Source organism: Stenotrophomonas sp. GW821-FHT01H02A, from assembly GCF_059422145.1.
The window spans coordinates 390,269-405,226 of record NZ_JBWKWI010000001.1; the positions used below are offsets into that span (position 1 = coordinate 390,269).

General features: G+C 68.0%; 15 protein-coding genes. 7 read left to right on the forward strand and 8 right to left on the reverse strand.

The annotated features are described in order from the left end of the window. The first annotated feature begins 50 nt into the window (after positions 1-50). On the forward strand, positions 51-359 hold the full coding sequence (locus tag AC07WC_RS01780; RefSeq protein ID WP_495208530.1) for an NAD(P) transhydrogenase subunit alpha part 2: 309 nt from the start codon (positions 51-53) through the stop codon (positions 357-359). Further along, entirely contained in the window at positions 356-1,810 is a 1,455-nt protein-coding gene (locus tag AC07WC_RS01785; RefSeq protein ID WP_495208531.1) for an NAD(P)(+) transhydrogenase (Re/Si-specific) subunit beta, read from the forward strand. The genes AC07WC_RS01780 and AC07WC_RS01785 overlap by 4 nt, the downstream gene beginning before the upstream one ends. A gap of 202 nt (positions 1,811-2,012) precedes the next feature. Here the strand turns inward: AC07WC_RS01785 and AC07WC_RS01790 are convergent, their stop codons facing one another. Continuing rightward, positions 2,013-2,432 carry a hypothetical protein gene (locus tag AC07WC_RS01790; protein WP_495208532.1) on the reverse strand — a complete coding sequence of 140 codons (420 nt, stop codon included), beginning with the start codon at positions 2,430-2,432 and terminating at the stop codon, positions 2,013-2,015. A 118-nt stretch (positions 2,433-2,550) separates the two neighbouring features. On the opposite strand from AC07WC_RS01790, the gene sufT reads away from it, so the two are divergent. From sufT to AC07WC_RS01805, 3 genes are all read left to right on the forward strand, one after another. Then, a complete protein-coding gene (gene sufT, locus AC07WC_RS01795) occupies positions 2,551-3,102 on the forward strand; it encodes a putative Fe-S cluster assembly protein SufT (RefSeq protein ID WP_019182393.1) in 552 nt (183 codons plus the stop codon). Between the two features lie 57 nt (positions 3,103-3,159). Further along, positions 3,160-4,257, forward strand: a complete 1,098-nt coding sequence (locus AC07WC_RS01800; RefSeq protein ID WP_495208533.1) for a branched-chain amino acid aminotransferase — start codon at positions 3,160-3,162, stop codon at positions 4,255-4,257. 420 nt (positions 4,258-4,677) lie between these two features. Next, positions 4,678-6,423: a S8 family peptidase gene (locus tag AC07WC_RS01805; RefSeq protein WP_495208534.1), complete on the forward strand. Its 1,746-nt coding sequence runs from the start codon at positions 4,678-4,680 to the stop codon at positions 6,421-6,423. Positions 6,424-6,488: 65 nt separating this feature from the next. Here AC07WC_RS01805 and AC07WC_RS01810 read toward each other — a convergent pair whose 3' ends face one another. The 3 genes from AC07WC_RS01810 to wrbA form a co-directional block, all read right to left on the reverse strand. After that, positions 6,489-6,974, reverse strand: a complete 486-nt coding sequence (locus tag AC07WC_RS01810) for an asparaginase domain-containing protein (RefSeq protein WP_121044584.1) — start codon at positions 6,972-6,974, stop codon at positions 6,489-6,491. 99 nt (positions 6,975-7,073) lie between these two features. Continuing rightward, positions 7,074-7,421 (reverse strand): DUF2069 domain-containing protein, encoded by a 348-nt coding sequence (locus AC07WC_RS01815; RefSeq protein WP_495208535.1) that lies wholly within the window; start codon positions 7,419-7,421, stop codon positions 7,074-7,076. After that, the gene (gene wrbA, locus AC07WC_RS01820) at positions 7,418-8,008 is read right to left on the reverse strand and encodes an NAD(P)H:quinone oxidoreductase (RefSeq protein ID WP_019186096.1); all 591 of its coding nucleotides are present in this window, start codon (positions 8,006-8,008) and stop codon (positions 7,418-7,420) included. Before wrbA ends, AC07WC_RS01815 begins: the two co-directional genes overlap by 4 nt. 105 nt (positions 8,009-8,113) lie before the next feature. On the opposite strand from wrbA, the gene AC07WC_RS01825 reads away from it, so the two are divergent. After that, on the forward strand, positions 8,114-9,388 hold the full coding sequence (locus tag AC07WC_RS01825) for a YihY family inner membrane protein (RefSeq protein WP_495208536.1): 1,275 nt from the start codon (positions 8,114-8,116) through the stop codon (positions 9,386-9,388). Further along, a complete protein-coding gene (locus tag AC07WC_RS01830; RefSeq protein ID WP_495208537.1) occupies positions 9,385-9,948 on the forward strand; it encodes a TlpA family protein disulfide reductase in 564 nt (187 codons plus the stop codon). Before AC07WC_RS01825 ends, AC07WC_RS01830 begins: the two co-directional genes overlap by 4 nt. A 30-nt stretch (positions 9,949-9,978) precedes the next feature. On the opposite strand, the gene ppk2 is transcribed toward AC07WC_RS01830, so the two are convergent. The 4 genes from ppk2 to hemA are packed head-to-tail and all read right to left on the reverse strand — an operon-like array spanning position 9,979 to position 14,905. Then, complete coding sequence (gene ppk2 / locus AC07WC_RS01835; protein ID WP_495208538.1) at positions 9,979-10,758, reverse strand: polyphosphate kinase 2; 780 nt, start codon at positions 10,756-10,758, stop codon at positions 9,979-9,981. Positions 10,759-10,808: 50 nt separating this feature from the next. Then, the gene (locus AC07WC_RS01840) at positions 10,809-12,518 is read right to left on the reverse strand and encodes an O-linked N-acetylglucosamine transferase, SPINDLY family protein (protein ID WP_495208539.1); all 1,710 of its coding nucleotides are present in this window, start codon (positions 12,516-12,518) and stop codon (positions 10,809-10,811) included. Between the two features lie 25 nt (positions 12,519-12,543). Continuing rightward, positions 12,544-13,629 carry a peptide chain release factor 1 gene (prfA, locus tag AC07WC_RS01845; protein WP_495208540.1) on the reverse strand — a complete coding sequence of 362 codons (1,086 nt, stop codon included), beginning with the start codon at positions 13,627-13,629 and terminating at the stop codon, positions 12,544-12,546. Further along, positions 13,607-14,905, reverse strand: a complete 1,299-nt coding sequence (hemA, locus tag AC07WC_RS01850) for a glutamyl-tRNA reductase (protein ID WP_495208541.1) — start codon at positions 14,903-14,905, stop codon at positions 13,607-13,609. Before hemA ends, prfA begins: the two co-directional genes overlap by 23 nt. Positions 14,906-14,958: the final 53 nt, after the last annotated feature.

Here is a 14,958-nt window from a genome sequence, read left to right on the forward strand (position 1 = left end):
GCATGGTTATGATGCAGGGGACGGGATCACCGCCTGGGAGAGTGACGGCAATGAGCGACGGGTTCGTGGCGTTGTACATCTTCATGCTGGCCGCCATTGCCGGCCACGTGATCATTTCGAGGGTGCCGGTGATCCTGCATACCCCCCTGATGTCCGGGTCCAACTTCATCCACGGCATCGTGCTGATCGGCGCGATGGTGGTGCTGGGGCACGCGCAGACCCCGCTGGAGAAGATCATCGGGTTCATCGCGGTGGTCCTTGGCGCGGGCAACGCGGCGGGCGGCTACGTGGTGACCGAACGCATGCTCGACATGTTCAAGCCCAGTGCCAGGCGCGACGCCGGGGAGAAGGCGCCTTGAACGTGACCACCGCGCAGCTGCTGCAGTGGCTGGTCCAGGTGAGTTACCTGGTCGCCGCGACCCTGTTCCTGCTTGGCCTGCAGCGCATGGCCTCGCCGATGACCGCGCGCAGCGGGATCCGCTGGGCCGGGCTGGGCATGCTGATCGCCACGGTGGCCACGTTCTTCCTGCCCGAGCTGCACAACATTCCGCTGATCCTGGCGGCCGTGGCGATCGGCACCGGCGTGGCCTGGTGGTCGGCCAAGCGCGTGGCGATCACCGACATGCCGCAGATGGTGGCCCTCTACAACGGCATGGGCGGCGGCTCGGCGGCGGCGATCGGTGCGGTCGAACTGCTGCGCTTCTCGTTCCTGGCCAACCGCGATACCACGCACTGGAGCGCGCAGGCGCTGGCCGATCTCGCCGCGCGCCAGCCGTCCTCCACCGTGCTGGCGCTGGCCGTGATCGGCTCGGCGATCGGCGCGGTGTCGCTGTCCGGCTCGATCATCGCGTGGGCCAAGCTCGATGGGCGGTTGGACCGCCGCGTGACGTTCCCGGGGCAGCAGGTGTTCAACCTGCTGGTCGCGCTGGCGATGGTCGTGCTGGGCATCTGGGCCGCGGTGACGCTGAGTCCGGTGGCGATCATCAGCTTCTTCATCGTTGCCCTCGCACTCGGTGTGCTGATGACGCTGCCGATCGGCGGCGCCGACATGCCGGTGGTGATCTCGCTGTACAACGCCTTCACTGGCCTGGCGGTGGCGTTCGAAGGCTACGTGCTCGGCAACGAGGCGCTGATCATCGCCGGCATGATGGTCGGCGCGGCCGGCATCCTGCTGACGCGGTTGATGGCCAAGGCGATGAACCGGCCGATCAGTGGCGTGCTGTTCTCCAACTTCGGCGGCGGTGGCGTAGCGCAGGAAATCACCGGCGCGCAGAAGCCGATCGAGGCCAGCGATGTCGCCGCGATGCTGGCCTTCGCCGAGCGCGTGGTGATCGTGCCCGGCTACGGCATGGCCGTGGCCCAGGCGCAGCACAAGGTGTGGGAACTGGCGCAGCGCCTGATCGAGCGCGGCATCAAGGTGAAGTTCGCGATCCACCCGGTCGCCGGGCGCATGCCCGGGCACATGAACGTGCTGCTGGCCGAAGCGGGCGTGCCCTACGACCTGATCGCCGACATGGACGACATCAACCCGGAGTTCCCCAACACCGACGTGGTGCTGGTGATCGGCGCCAACGACGTGGTCAATCCGGTCGCGCGCACCGACCCGGCCAGCCCGATCTACGGCATGCCGATCCTGGACGTGGTCAACGCCCGCAACGTGGTGGTGATCAAGCGCGGCAAGGGCACCGGTTTTGCCGGTATCGAGAATGCGCTGTTCTACGCCGACAACGCCCGCATGCTGTACGGCGATGGTGCCGGTGCGGCGAGCGCGCTGGTCAGCGAACTGAAGGCGCTCGACGGAGGACATTGAGGGGTGGATGCAACGGTCACGGCCCACGGTCGTGACCTGCGCAGACACTGGATCTGCGGCGAAACCGGATCTGCGGTAGTGCCGGCCGCTGGCCGGCTCAATGCGATACGTGAATGCCAGCGCGTTGCCGTACCGACGTCATGAGGAGCCGGCCAGCGGCCGGCACTACCGATCGCATTCGGCGGCAGCGTGCAGGGGGGCGTTACCTCGCCACCCACCAACCCACGACCAGCGCCACGCCCAGCCACAGCCATTCGACCGCGCCGTTGGCCAGGCCGGTCAGGGTCCAGGCCAGATACGGTCCCATGCGCAACGCTGATTCCCACGGGGTGAGCCCCATCGAGCCGCCCAGGTAGGCCGAAACGATGCCCCAGTTGGCGGCCAGCGCAACCAGCGCGGTCGCTACCAGGGTCAGCACCACCCGGGCCGTACCCGCGCGCAGGGTGCCCAGGCGCAGCATGAACGCGATCTCCAGTGCGGCCACGACCGCCATCCAGCCGGCCTGGCGGCCGGTGAGCAGGGCGATGAACAACCAGGCCAGCGTGGCCGTGACGACACCAAGCAGAAACAGCGGGGGCCAGAGCCAGTGGCGGCTCCGGACAGGCACGGACGTGGGCGACATGCAATCTTCCTGTAAGTCCCCACAGGATACCGGCTTGCGGGGTGACCGGCGCGTAGGCGGCCACTGGGCTAAAATGGTCGCCTTGCGGGAATTGGCCGCGACCCCCATATCGATCCACATGTATTCCCGTAGCAGTGAACCTGTCCACTTCGAACGCGACTGCGAGGCCGTCATGGTCCCGCAGGGCGAAACGGTCACGCTGCCCGCTGGCAGCTATGGCTACATCACCCAGGCCCTGGGTGGCAGCTATACCGTCTTTGTCGAAGGCAATCTGTTCCGCATCGCCGGCAAGGATGGCGATGCCATCGGCAAGGAAGCGCCGCCGGCGCTGGAACTGCCCGCCGATGCCTCCGACGAGGAGGTCGAGAAACTGGTGTGGCAGCAGCTGCGCACCTGCTTCGATCCGGAGATCCCCTTCAACATCGTCGATCTGGGGCTGGTCTATGAAGTGGACCTCAAGCACCTGGACGATGGCCAGCGCGAGGTCGACATCAAGATGACGCTGACCGCGCCCGGCTGCGGCATGGGCGAGATCCTCGTCGATGACGTGCGCAGCAAGCTGGAAATGATCCCGACGGTGGCCGAGGCCGACGTCGAGCTGGTGTTCGACCCGCCGTGGGGCCGTCACATGATGTCCGAGGCCGCCCGGCTCGAAACCGGCATGCTGTAACCGCCCATCGCCAGCCGGCGTCACGGCGTTCCCCGTAACCAGAACAGGAAATATCCGGTGTCCCAGTCTTCCGTGAGCTTCAACACCACCCGTTCCGCCCAGCCGCGCAGCAGCGAGGAGCGTGAGCGCATCCTGGCCGCCCCCGGTTTTGGTCTGCACTTCACCGACCACATGGTGGAAGTGCGCTGGGACAAGGACACCGGCTGGCACGACGCCGTGGTACGCCCGTACGGCCCGCTGCAGCTGGACCCGGCCGCCGCGGTGCTGCATTACGGCCAGGAAATCTTCGAAGGCATCAAGGCCTACCGCCACGCCGATGGTTCGATCTGGACCTTCCGCCCGGATGCCAACGGCCGCCGCCTGCAGCGTTCGGCCCAGCGCCTGGCGCTGCCGGAACTGCCGGTGGACATCTTCGTCGAATCGCTCAAGCAGCTGATCGCCGTCGATGCCAGCTGGGTGCCGTCGGCGGACGAATCCAGCCTGTATTTCCGTCCCTTCATGATCGGCGATGAAGCCTTCCTCGGCGTGCGCGGCGCGCACAAGGCCGGCTACTACGTGATCGCCAGCCCGGCCGGCCCGTACTTCGCCAAGGGCGTGGCCCCGGTGTCGATCTGGCTGTCCACCGAATACGCGCGCGCCGCCAAGGGCGGCACCGGTGCCGCCAAGTGCGGTGGCAACTACGCCGCCTCGCTGCTGCCGCAGCAGAAGGCGCAGGCGCAGGGCTGCTCGCAGGTGCTGTTCCTGGACCCGGTCGAGGGCAAGTACTTGGAAGAACTGGGCGGCATGAACGTGTTCCTGGTCTACAAGGACGGCACCCTGGTCACCCCGGCGCTGTCGGGCAGCATCCTGGAAGGCATCACCCGCGAGAGCATCCTGCAGTTGGCCCGCGACCGCGGCATGAAGGTCGAAGAGCGCAAGGTCACCATCGATGAGTGGAAGCAGGGCGTGGCCTCCGGCGAAATCGCCGAAGTGTTCGCCTGCGGTACCGCTGCGGTGGTCACCCCGATCGGCCAGCTCAAGGGCGAAAGCTTCTCGGTGGGCGACATCAACGCACCGGCCGGCGAAGTGACGATGTCGCTGCGCAAGGAACTGACGGACATCCAGTACGGCCGCCTGCCGGACCGTCACGGCTGGCTGGTCCGCCTGGACGCCTGATCCCGCCGGATTGACGCTGATGCTTCGGAATCCGCCTGGTGACAGGCGGGTTTTTTGTTGCCTGTCCTGCGGTGGCAATCCTGTAACCCATTGATGCGCAAGGGTTGACCTGGATTTGTCAGAGATGACAGCCGTTTCGGACATCCTTTGACGCCTGCGGGCCGTTCGAAAGCTCCGTAGCGCCTTCACTTTCACAAACCCTCGACCCGGAAAGTCTCAGATCCGACATTTCATGTCACGGACATGCCGCGGAAACGTTGTTCATCTGCCAGCAAGCTACTAGCGTCGGGCTGGGCGGTTCGATGTCAGGGGACCGATCCACTCACCGGGCCGATCCGCGCCAGCGCTTCCAGCAGCCCCCGGATCGGACCTGGATTCTCAGCCGCGATGACGGCACTCACTGTCTGAAAGGGAAATCCGATGTCTCATGTCTCGCAACACCGTTTGCGTCACCGTGCATTGGTTGTACTGGGCGCGTCCGTTCTGTCGACCCTGCTGCTGGCCACCCCGGCGTTCGCCGGCGACGTGCAGTTGAGCGGCCTGTCCTCGGCGCCGACCCATCAGCGCTTCATCGTGAAATACAAGGACGGCAGCAGCGACGTCGCCACCCCGAGCGCGCTGGCCAGCTCGCTCAAGGCGGCCGCCGCAGCGGTGCCGGCCGCGCAGGGGCGCGCGCTGGGGCTGCAGAAGCTGCGCCAGCTGGCGATCGGCCCGACCGTGGTCAAGGCCGACCGGCCGCTGGACCGTGCCGAAGCAGAGCTGCTGATGCGCCGCCTGGCAGCTGACCCCAGCGTGGAGTACGTGGAGGTCGACCAGCTGATGCAGGCGACCCTGGTGCCCAACGACACCCGCTTCTCCGAACAGTGGGGCTTCGGCACCAGCAATGCGTCGATCAATGTGCGCCCGGCCTGGGACAAGGCCACCGGCACCGGCGTGGTGGTGGCGGTGATCGACACCGGCATCACCAACCATCCGGATCTCAACGCCAACATCCTGCCCGGCTACGACTTCATCAGCGATGCGGCGATGGCGCGCGACGGCGGTGGCCGCGACAACAACCCCAACGACGAAGGCGACTGGTACGCCGCCAACGAGTGCGGCGCCGGCATTCCGGCGTCCAACTCCAGCTGGCACGGCACTCACGTGGCCGGCACCGTCGCCGCGGCGACCAACAACAGCACCGGCGTGGCCGGCACCGCCTTCAACGCCAAGGTCGTGCCGGTGCGCGTGCTCGGCAAATGCGGCGGCTACACCTCCGACATCGCCGACGCGATCGTCTGGGCCTCCGGCGGCACCGTCAGCGGCGTCCCGGCCAATGCCAATCCGGCCGAAGTGATCAACATGTCGCTCGGCGGCGGTGGCAGTTGCTCCACCACCTACCAGACCGCGATCAATGGCGCGGTCTCGCGTGGCACCACCGTGGTGGTGGCTGCCGGGAACAGCAACACCAACGTGTCCTCCTCGGTACCGGCCAACTGCGCCAACGTGATCGCCGTCGCCGCGACCACCTCGGCCGGCGCCCGCGCCAGCTTCTCCAACTACGGCACCGGCATCGATATCTCGGCCCCGGGGCAGGGCATCCTCTCCACGCTCAACAGCGGCACCACAGTGCCGGGCAGTGCCTCGTACGCTTCCTACAACGGCACCTCGATGGCCGCGCCGCACGTGGCTGGCGTGGTCGCGCTGATCCAGTCCGTGGCGCCCACGGCGCTGAGTCCGGCCGCCATCGAAAGCCTGCTCAAGAGCACCGCCCGGCCGTTGCCCGGGGCTTGCTCCGGCGGTTGCGGCGCGGGCATCGTCGACGCCGATGCGGCCGTGACCGCCGCGCTCAACGGCACCGGCCCGGGACCGGGCACCGGCAACGTGCTGCAGAACAACGTCCCGGTCACCGGCCTCGGCGCCGCCAGCGGTGCCTCGCTGGCCTACACCGTGACCGTGCCTTCGGGCAGCAGCCAGTTGAAGGTCACCATCGCCGGGGGCAGCGGCGATGCCGATCTCTACGTCCGCAATGGCAGTGCCCCGACCGACACGGTCTACACCTGCCGCCCGTACCTCAGCGGCAACAACGAGACCTGCACCATCGCGTCGCCGGCGGCCGGCACCTGGCACGTCCGGGTCAAGGCCTACTCGACCTTCTCCGGGGTGACGCTGACCGCGCAGTACTGATCGCTTTCCATGGCACCAACGAAGAACGCCCCGGCATGCCGGGGCGTTCGTTCAATCACCAGGGCTTATGCAGCCTCGAACCGGTTCGCCGCGACGTTCTTGCGCACCTGCTCCGGATTCCAGATCCGGCCGTTCATCGCGATGTACACCCCGCTCGGCAACGACTGCACCGCACCGATCGCACATCCGATATTGAACTCCGCATCCGAACCGCGGAAGCGTGCCGGACTCAGCGCGCCGGTCATCACGATGGTCTTGTCGGTGATCGACTTCAACACCTGGCCGGTCTGCACCATCGAATCGGTTCCGTGCGTGACCAGCACATGCCGCGTCGGCTGCGCGGCGATCGTCGCCCGGATCAGCTCGCGGTCATCGTCGGTGATGTGCAGCGAATCCTTGCGCAGGATCGGGATCACGTTGAAACGGAAGGTCACGCCCAGTTCGCGCAGGATCATGCCGATCTGCGGATCACCGATCTGATAGTCCGACTTGTCGTCGAAGTAGATCTTGTCGATCGTGCCACCGGTGGTGATGATCAGTAGTTCTTCCATTGCAAGCATCCTGGGTACCAGACAGAAGGGCACGGAACCGCCGCGCCGACCCGTAGATGATACGGCCCTCGGCCCGCCCGATGCAGGCGCGCCGCGTCCTCAGCCCGCGGTCGTCCTGCGCCCGAAGCGCCGCCGCAGCCCGGGCGTGCTCGCCACCCCGATCACGGCCAGGGCCAGCCCCAGCTCCAGCCAGCCCCATAGCGCCACCTCCGGATGGCTCCAGGCGCTCATCACCCCGTGGCTGAACCAGAACAGCGCCAGCACCCCGGCCCAGAACATCGCTTTGCCCCGCCGCACCAGTACGCCCAGTGCCAGCAGCAGCGGCGGCAGGGTGAAGACCAGCTGGGTGGCCAGCCAATGCTTGTCCTGCGCGAACCAGACCGCGAACAGCACCGCCAGTGCTGCCAGCAGCAGGGCCAGCACGACCTCCTGCGCCCGCGTGCTCACGCCAGCCGCCGTGCGATGTCGGCGACCCGCCGCCCCAGCGCCCGCGCCAGGATGCTTTCATCCTCGCTCGGCACCGGGTTGTCGTCCGCGCCGGCCACGTGGCTGGCGCCATATGGCGTGCCGCCGGTGGTGGTGTGGCTCAGCGCCGGCTCGGTGAACGGGATGCCCACGATCAGGCAGCCGTGGTGCAGCAGCGGCACCTGCATCGAGAGCAGGGTCGACTCCTGGCCGCCGTGCAGCGAGGCGGTGGAGGTGAACACCCCGGCCGGCTTGCCGGCCAGCGTGCCGTTGACCCACTCCGCGCCCAGCCCGTCCAGGAAGTGCTTCACCGGTGCGGCCATGTTGCCGAACCGGGTCGGACTGCCCAGCAGCAGCCCCGTGCATTCGGCCAGGTCGGCCACGCTCACATACGGTGCGCCGTCCTCGGGCACCGGTGGCAACGCCGTCTGCGTCACCGCGGCCACCGGCGGCACCGTGCGCAGCCGGGCGCTCATGCCCGGCACCTCGCCGATGCCACGCGCAATCTGGCGGGCAAGCCGTGCCACTGAACCGCCACGGCTGTAATACAGCACCAGGATCTCCGCCATTTCGCTTTCATCTCGTTGCGTCCGATGCAGGCAGTATGGCAACGCAGCCCGCTCAGGGCGAGGTCCGTGCATGCCCCACACCCGTCATCGGGTACCCTTGCGCCGATGGAACCTCTCGATACGATCAATCTGTGGATCGAACGCGTCCGGGACCGCGCGCGCACGATCAGCTTCGGCCGCTTCCTGTGGCGCCGTTTCCTCGATGACCGTCTGTTCCAGGCGGCCGCCTCGCTGGCCTACACCACGGTGTTCGCGCTGGTGCCGCTGGCGATCGTGGTGTTCGGGGTGCTCTCGGCGTTTCCGGTGTTCGACCGCTGGAGCGACACCCTCAGCGACTACGTGTTCTCCAACTTCGTGCCCAACGCCGCGCGCGCCGCCGAAGGCTACCTGCGCCAGTTCTCGGCCAGTGCCGGGCAGCTGACCGCCGCCGGCTTCATCGCGCTGGTGGTGTCGCTGCTGATCACCCTCAACAGCGTGGAAGAAACCTTCAACCAGATCTGGCGGGTGAGTTCGACCCGGCCGAAGCTGACCCGCTTCCTGGTCTATTGGACCGTGCTCACCCTCGGTGCGATGCTCGCGGCGGCCTCGCTGGCGGTCTCGGCACGGGTGTTCGCGCTGCCCCTGTTCGGTACCAGTGAAGGACGCTGGCTGGCCAACGTGTCGTTGACGGTCGCCCCGATCCTGATTGAATTCCTCTGCATCATGCTGGTGTACCGCGTGGTGCCGCACCACACGGTCAAATGGCGGCATGCCATTCCCGGCGCGATCCTGGCCGCGATCATGCTGGAGCTGGTGAAGTGGGGCATGGGGGCTTACCTGGGCAGCTTCCAGTCCTATCAGAAGCTCTACGGCACGGTCGCCTTCGTGCCGATCCTGCTGCTGTGGATCTACCTGTGCTGGGTCTCGGTGCTGCTCGGCGCCTCGCTTGCCTCCTCGATCGCCGCGTTCCGCTACCAGCCGGCCGACCTGCGCCTGCCGGTGGGGTACGAGATCTACGGCCTGCTGCGCCTGATCGGCCGCTTCCACCAGGCGCGTGCCGATGGCCGCAGCCTGGACGATGATGAGATCCTGCGGTTGGAGCCGATGCTGACCGACTCGCTGCTGCAGACCCTGCTCTGCGACCTGGAAGCGATCCGCGTGGTCCGCCGTGACGAGCAGGGCGACTGGTTGCTGGCGCGCGACCTGGACAAACTCACCCTGGCCGACCTGTACGAGACCACGCAGATGCGGATCCCGATCAAGGAAGCCTACCTGCCGTATCGCGACGACAGTCTGGGCACCGCCTCGGTGGCCGCGCTGGACACGTTGCGCCTGCCGCTGCGTGAACTGCTCAAGCGCCGCGTCAGCGACATCTACTCGACCCCCGGAGACAAATCATGACCGCCAAGCCCCTGCTGCTGGCCCTGGGCCTGCTGACGCTGGCTGCCTGCAACAAGCCCGCCGCTCAGAGCGAGGCCACCGTGCCCGCCACCCCTGCCCCGATCGATGCGCCCGCCGTGCCACCAACCGAGGCCGTGCCCGCCACCGAGCGCAAGACCGTCGAACAGCCGACGTTCAAGGCCAAGGCGCTGGATGGCACGGACTACGATCTGGCCGCCCACCGCGGCAAGTGGGTCGTGGTGAATTTCTGGGCGACCTGGTGCGCGCCGTGCCGCAAGGAAATGCCCGAGCTCTCTGCACTGCACGCGATGCGCAGCGAGATCGAGGTGGTCGGGCTGGCGTTCGAAGACATCGAGCCGGCCGAGATGAAGGCCTTCCTGGAGAAGCGTCCGGTCACCTATCCGATCGTGATCGTGGATACCTACAACCCGCCGGAGGACTTCGCGATCCCGCGGGGCCTGCCGATGACTTACCTGATCGCGCCGGACGGCAAGGTCGCCAAGGAATTCCTGGGTCCGGTCACCGCGCACGACATCGAAGCGCGGATCAAGGAAGGCTGAGCCTCACGTAGATCCACGCCATGCGTGGATCTACCCGGCACCGAACGGCTCGATCGGCTTCAATACCCCGAAATGCTCTTTGTGCAGCTTGCCCTTCAACGGCGGCAGCGCCAGCACCGGTTCGTCCACGCGGGTATCGGGCAGGCGGTCGAGCAGGTTGCGGATCAGGCCCAGCCGCCCGCGCTTCTGATCGTTGAAGTCCACCAGCGTCCACGGCGCATCGTCGTTGTGGGTGGCGCGCAGCATCGCTTCGCGGCTCTCGGTGTAAGCGCTGTATTTGCTGCGCGATTTCAGGTCCACCGGCGAGAGCTTCCAGCCCTTGAGCGGATCGAGGTGGCGTTCGGCGAAGCGCTTTTCCTGCTGTTCCTGGTCCACGCTGAGCCAGTACTTGAACAGCACGATGCCATCGTCGATCAGCAGCTTCTCGAACACCGGCGCCTGCGCCAGGAAGCTGCGGTACTGCGCCTCGCTGCAGTACCCCATCACATGCTCGACGCCAGCGCGGTTGTACCAGCTGCGGTCCATCAGCACGATCTCGCCAGCCGCCGGCAGGTGCGACACATAGCGCTGGAAGTACCACTGCGTGCTTTCGCGGTCGGTTGGCTTGGGCAGCGCGACCACCTTGCACTGGCGCGGATTGAGATGCTCGGCGATGGCCTGGATCGCGCCCCCTTTGCCGGCGGTGTCGCGGCCTTCGAACAGCACCAGCACGCGCTGCCCGGTGTGCTGCACCCAGCGCGCCATCGCCGCCAGTTCCAGTTGCATCGGTTCCAGCAGGGCCTGGTAGTCCTTGCGCTTGAGCTTGCCCATCCGCGTGCCTCGATCGTCCACAGGGAAGCCGAGCCTAGCGCAGCCGCTGCTCAGGCGATGTGTGGGCCCTGCCAGCCGCGCTCGCGCGCAAGCGTTTCGACCAGTCCGGTGAAATCCCGCGCGAAGCCGGCCATGTCGAACAGGCCGCTGTCCTGGCGGCGCTGCACCAGCGTGGCGCGCGCGGCCTGGAGGGCAGCCGGGTCGTTGCCGAGGCGCACCGCAGCGGCGACGAACGCGGCGTCATCGGCCACGTTGAAATCGTGCATGCCCAGGTGATGGTTCAGGCTGCCGGCCACGCGCGAGGCGAAGGTCGCGCCCGGGCAGGTCAGCACCGGGCAGCCGGCCCACAGCGCATCGGAGGCGGTGGTGTGGGCGTTGTAGGGATGGGTGTCCAGGAACAGATCGGCATGCTGATAGCGGGCCAGGTACTGCGGGTGGGGCAGGCGCGGCATGAACACCAGCCGCGCCGGATCCAGCTGCGCCTGGCGTGCCGCGCTGCGCAGGCGCGCGTCGGCATTGCCCGGACCGGACAGCAGCCACAGCACGCTGCCGGGCACGCCCTGCAGCACCGCGAACAGCCGTTGCATGCTGCGCGGGTTGAGCTTGTAGCTGTTGTTGAAGCAGCACAGCACCATGCCCTGCGCCGGCAGCCCGCAGGCCTCGCGCGACGGCACCGGTTCCAGCGCGCGGGTAGTGTCCGAGGGCTGGAACGCGCGCGGCAGGCGCCGCACGTTTTCACTGAAGCCCGGTGCCAGCGCGTCGGGCAGGACGAAGGCGTCGGCCAGCACGTGGTCGATCCACGCTGCGCCGGACGTGCCCGGGTAGGCCAGCCAGTTGATCTGCACCGGGGCCGGGCGCATCGCCAGCACCTGCGGGGTGCCGCCGCCGCCCCAGCCACGCAGATCGAACAACACATCGATCGCGGTCTCGCGGATGCTCCGGGCGATGATCTGGTGCGGCTGCGTGCTGACATCGTGCAGCGTGTCGGCCGCCTGCTGCAGGCGCTGTCGGATGGGGCTGCCGTCGTCCCCGGTGAGCGCGAACAGATGCAGCTGCAGCGTGCCGAGCGCACGCAGCTGCTCGAACAACGCGACGGTCAGCAGGCCGGTCGGATGCGCGCCGAAGCCGTTGGAGAGAAAGCCGACCCGCAGCGTGCCCTGCGCACGGACCGTGGTCGGGGGCAGGCGGGCAATGCCCTCTGCCAGGGCGGCGGCGCGCTGGCGGGCGCAGGCGAGCTGCTCGGCGGCGCTGCTGTCTTCGCTGAGGAAGGCGAACGGTTCGACCACCGCCTGGCCCTGGGCGACGGCCTGGCGTACCAGCGCCGACAACCGCTCCAGCTCGCGCCAGTCGCACAGCCTGCGTTGCCAGTTGAGCAGCTGGGCGGTGATGTAAGGTTCGTTCGGCAGCAGGCGATGTGCGTGGCGATAGGCATCGGCGGCGGCCTCGGGCTGGCCGGCGTCTTCCAGTGCATGGCCCAGCCACAGGGTGATGCCGGGATGCTGCGGGGCGCGATCGGCGGCCTGGCGCAGCAGGGTGGCCGCTTCGCCATGACGGCCCTGCATCCAGCGCGCACGACCGAGCCGGGCCAGTGCCTCGGGATGGTCGCCACGCAGCTGCAGCGCGCGCGCGGCGGCCTGTTCGCCGGCACCCACATCGCCAGCCTCGAGCTCGGCATCGGCCAGCATCACCCAGGCAATGAAATCCGCCGGTTGCCGCTGCACGGCCTGGCGCAGCTGCAGGCGCTGCGGATCGGCACTCATCGCTGCCGCTCCGGGGCGGCCATGCTCAGCTGCCTTCCGCGAGCCGGGCCAGCTCGTCGGCCTGGTGCTCGTGGGTCAGGCGGCTGACCAGTGCATCCAGGTCGCCGGTCAGGATGTTGGGCAGGTCGTACAGGGTCAGCCCTTCCACGCGGTGGTCGGTGATCCGCCCCTGCGGGAAGCTGTAGGTCCGGATACGCTGGCTGCGGTCGCCACTGCCGACCTGCAGCCGGCGGCTTTCGGCCTGGGCGGCGGCCTGCTTGCTGCGCTCGGTGTCCAGCAGCTGCGCCTTGAGGCGCTTCATCGCCTTGTCGCGGTTGGCGTGCTGGCTGCGCTCGGTCTGGCATTCCACCACCACGCCGGTCGGCAGGTGGGTGATGCGGATCGCCGATTCGGTCTTGTTGACGTGCTGGCCGCCGGCGCCGGAGGAGCGGTAGGTGTCCACGCGCAGGTCGGCCGGGTTGATCACCACGTCCTCCACGTCGTCCGCCTCGGGGATGATCGCCACGGTCGCCGCGGAGGTATGGATGCGCCCCTGCGACTCGGTCGCCGGCACGCGCTGCACGCGGTGCGTGCCCGATTCGAACTTCAACCGCGAGAACGCGCCACGACCCACCACGCGCGCCACGACTTCCTTGTAGCCACCATGTTCGCCGGGGTTGTCCGATTCGATCTCGACCTTCCAGCCCTGGCGCTCGGCATACCGGGCGTACATGCGGAACAGATCGCCCGCGAAGATCGCCGCCTCGTCACCGCCGGTACCGGCGCGGACTTCCAGGAACAGGTTGCCGTCGTCGCGCGGATCGCGCGGCACCAGCAGCAGCGCGAGCTCCTCGTCCAGCTGCTGCAGGCGCTGCTGCGCGGCGGTGATTTCCTCGTCGGCCAGCTCGCGCAGGTCCGGGTCCTCGCGCATCGCTTCGGCGGCAGCGAGATCGGCCTTGGCACGGGCTTCCTCGGCCAACGCCGTGGCGACCGGCTCCAGCTGCGAGAACTCGCGCGACAGCGACCGGAACCGGTCGTTGTCGCCCACCACGGCCGGGTCGGACAACAGGCGTTCAAGTTCTTCGCGGCGCTCGGCCAGCGCTTCCAGCTTACGGCGCAGGGTCGGCGTCATCGTTCCTCGCTACATCGGTACGCACGGCAGGGTGCTGGTAACCCGGCTTGGCCGGGAACAGGCGCTCGGCGGCGCGGGTGAGTTCAGTATCGCCGCTGAGCGCGGCCGCGCGCAGGGCGGCGGTCGGCGGGTGCAGCAGGCGGTTGGTCAGGCCGTGCGCGAGCAGTTCGAGCACTTCGTCCGGGGATTTGCCGTGGGCCAGCTGCTGGCGGGCTTTCTCCAGCATCTCCACGCGGGTCGCTTCGCCGTAGGCGCGCAGCTGCCGCAGCGGGGCCTGGTGCACGCTGGCCTGCAGCGTCTCCACGAAACGGGCGACCTGCAGTTCGATGATCGCTTCGGCCTCGGCCGCGGCTTCCCGGCGGCTGCGGCGGTTGTCTTCGACCGCCCGCTCCAGATCGTCCACGGTGTACAGGAAGGCATCGGCCAGTTCGCCCACGCCGGCCTCGATATCACGCGGTACCGCCAGATCGAACAGCAGCATCGGCTTGTGCTTGCGGGTCTTCAGCGCGGCGGCCACGTGCGCGCGGGTGATCACCGGCGCGCGTGCGGCGGTGGCCGAGAACACCACGTCGGCCTCGCCCAGATGGCGGTCCAGTTCGCTCAATGGCAGGGCGACGCCGCCATGCCGGCTGGCCAGCTCCTGCGCATGGGCGAGGGTACGGTTGGCGATCAGCAGCCGGCGCACGCGCCCTTCGCTGAGATGGCGTGCAGCCAGTTCGATGGTCTCGCCGGCGCCGACCAGCAGCACGGTGGAATCTTCCAGTCGCGCGAACGAATTCTGCGCCAGGCGCACTGCGGTGGAGGCCACCGAGACCGGATTGGCGCCCACGCGGGTATCGGTGCGGGCGCGCTTGGCGACCGAGAAGGTCTGCTGGAACAGCCGGTCCAGGCGCTGGCCAAGCAGGCCGTGGTCGCGGGCGAGGGCCCACGCATCCTTCACCTGGCCCAGGATCTGCGGCTCGCCCAGCACCATCGAGTCCAGCCCGGTGGCCACCCGGAACAGGTGGCGGACCGCATCGGCATCGGTGTGCTGGTAGAGGTACCCATGCAACGTGCCGGCGTGCGACTCCAGCCACTGCGCCAGCGCCTCACCGGATTCGGCCACCGCATACAGCTCGGTGCGGTTGCAGGTGGACAGCAGGACCGCCTCGGCCACCTGCGGGGTATCGCGCAGCGACGCCAATGCCTGGGGCAGGGCGTCGCCGCCAAAGGACGCGCGTTCGCGCAGTTCCACTGGCGCGGTCTGGTGATTCAGTCCGAGCACCCACAGGGTCATTGTTCAGTTGCTTGCGATAAGCTGCTGGCCATTCAAGTCGCCATTTTAAGGCT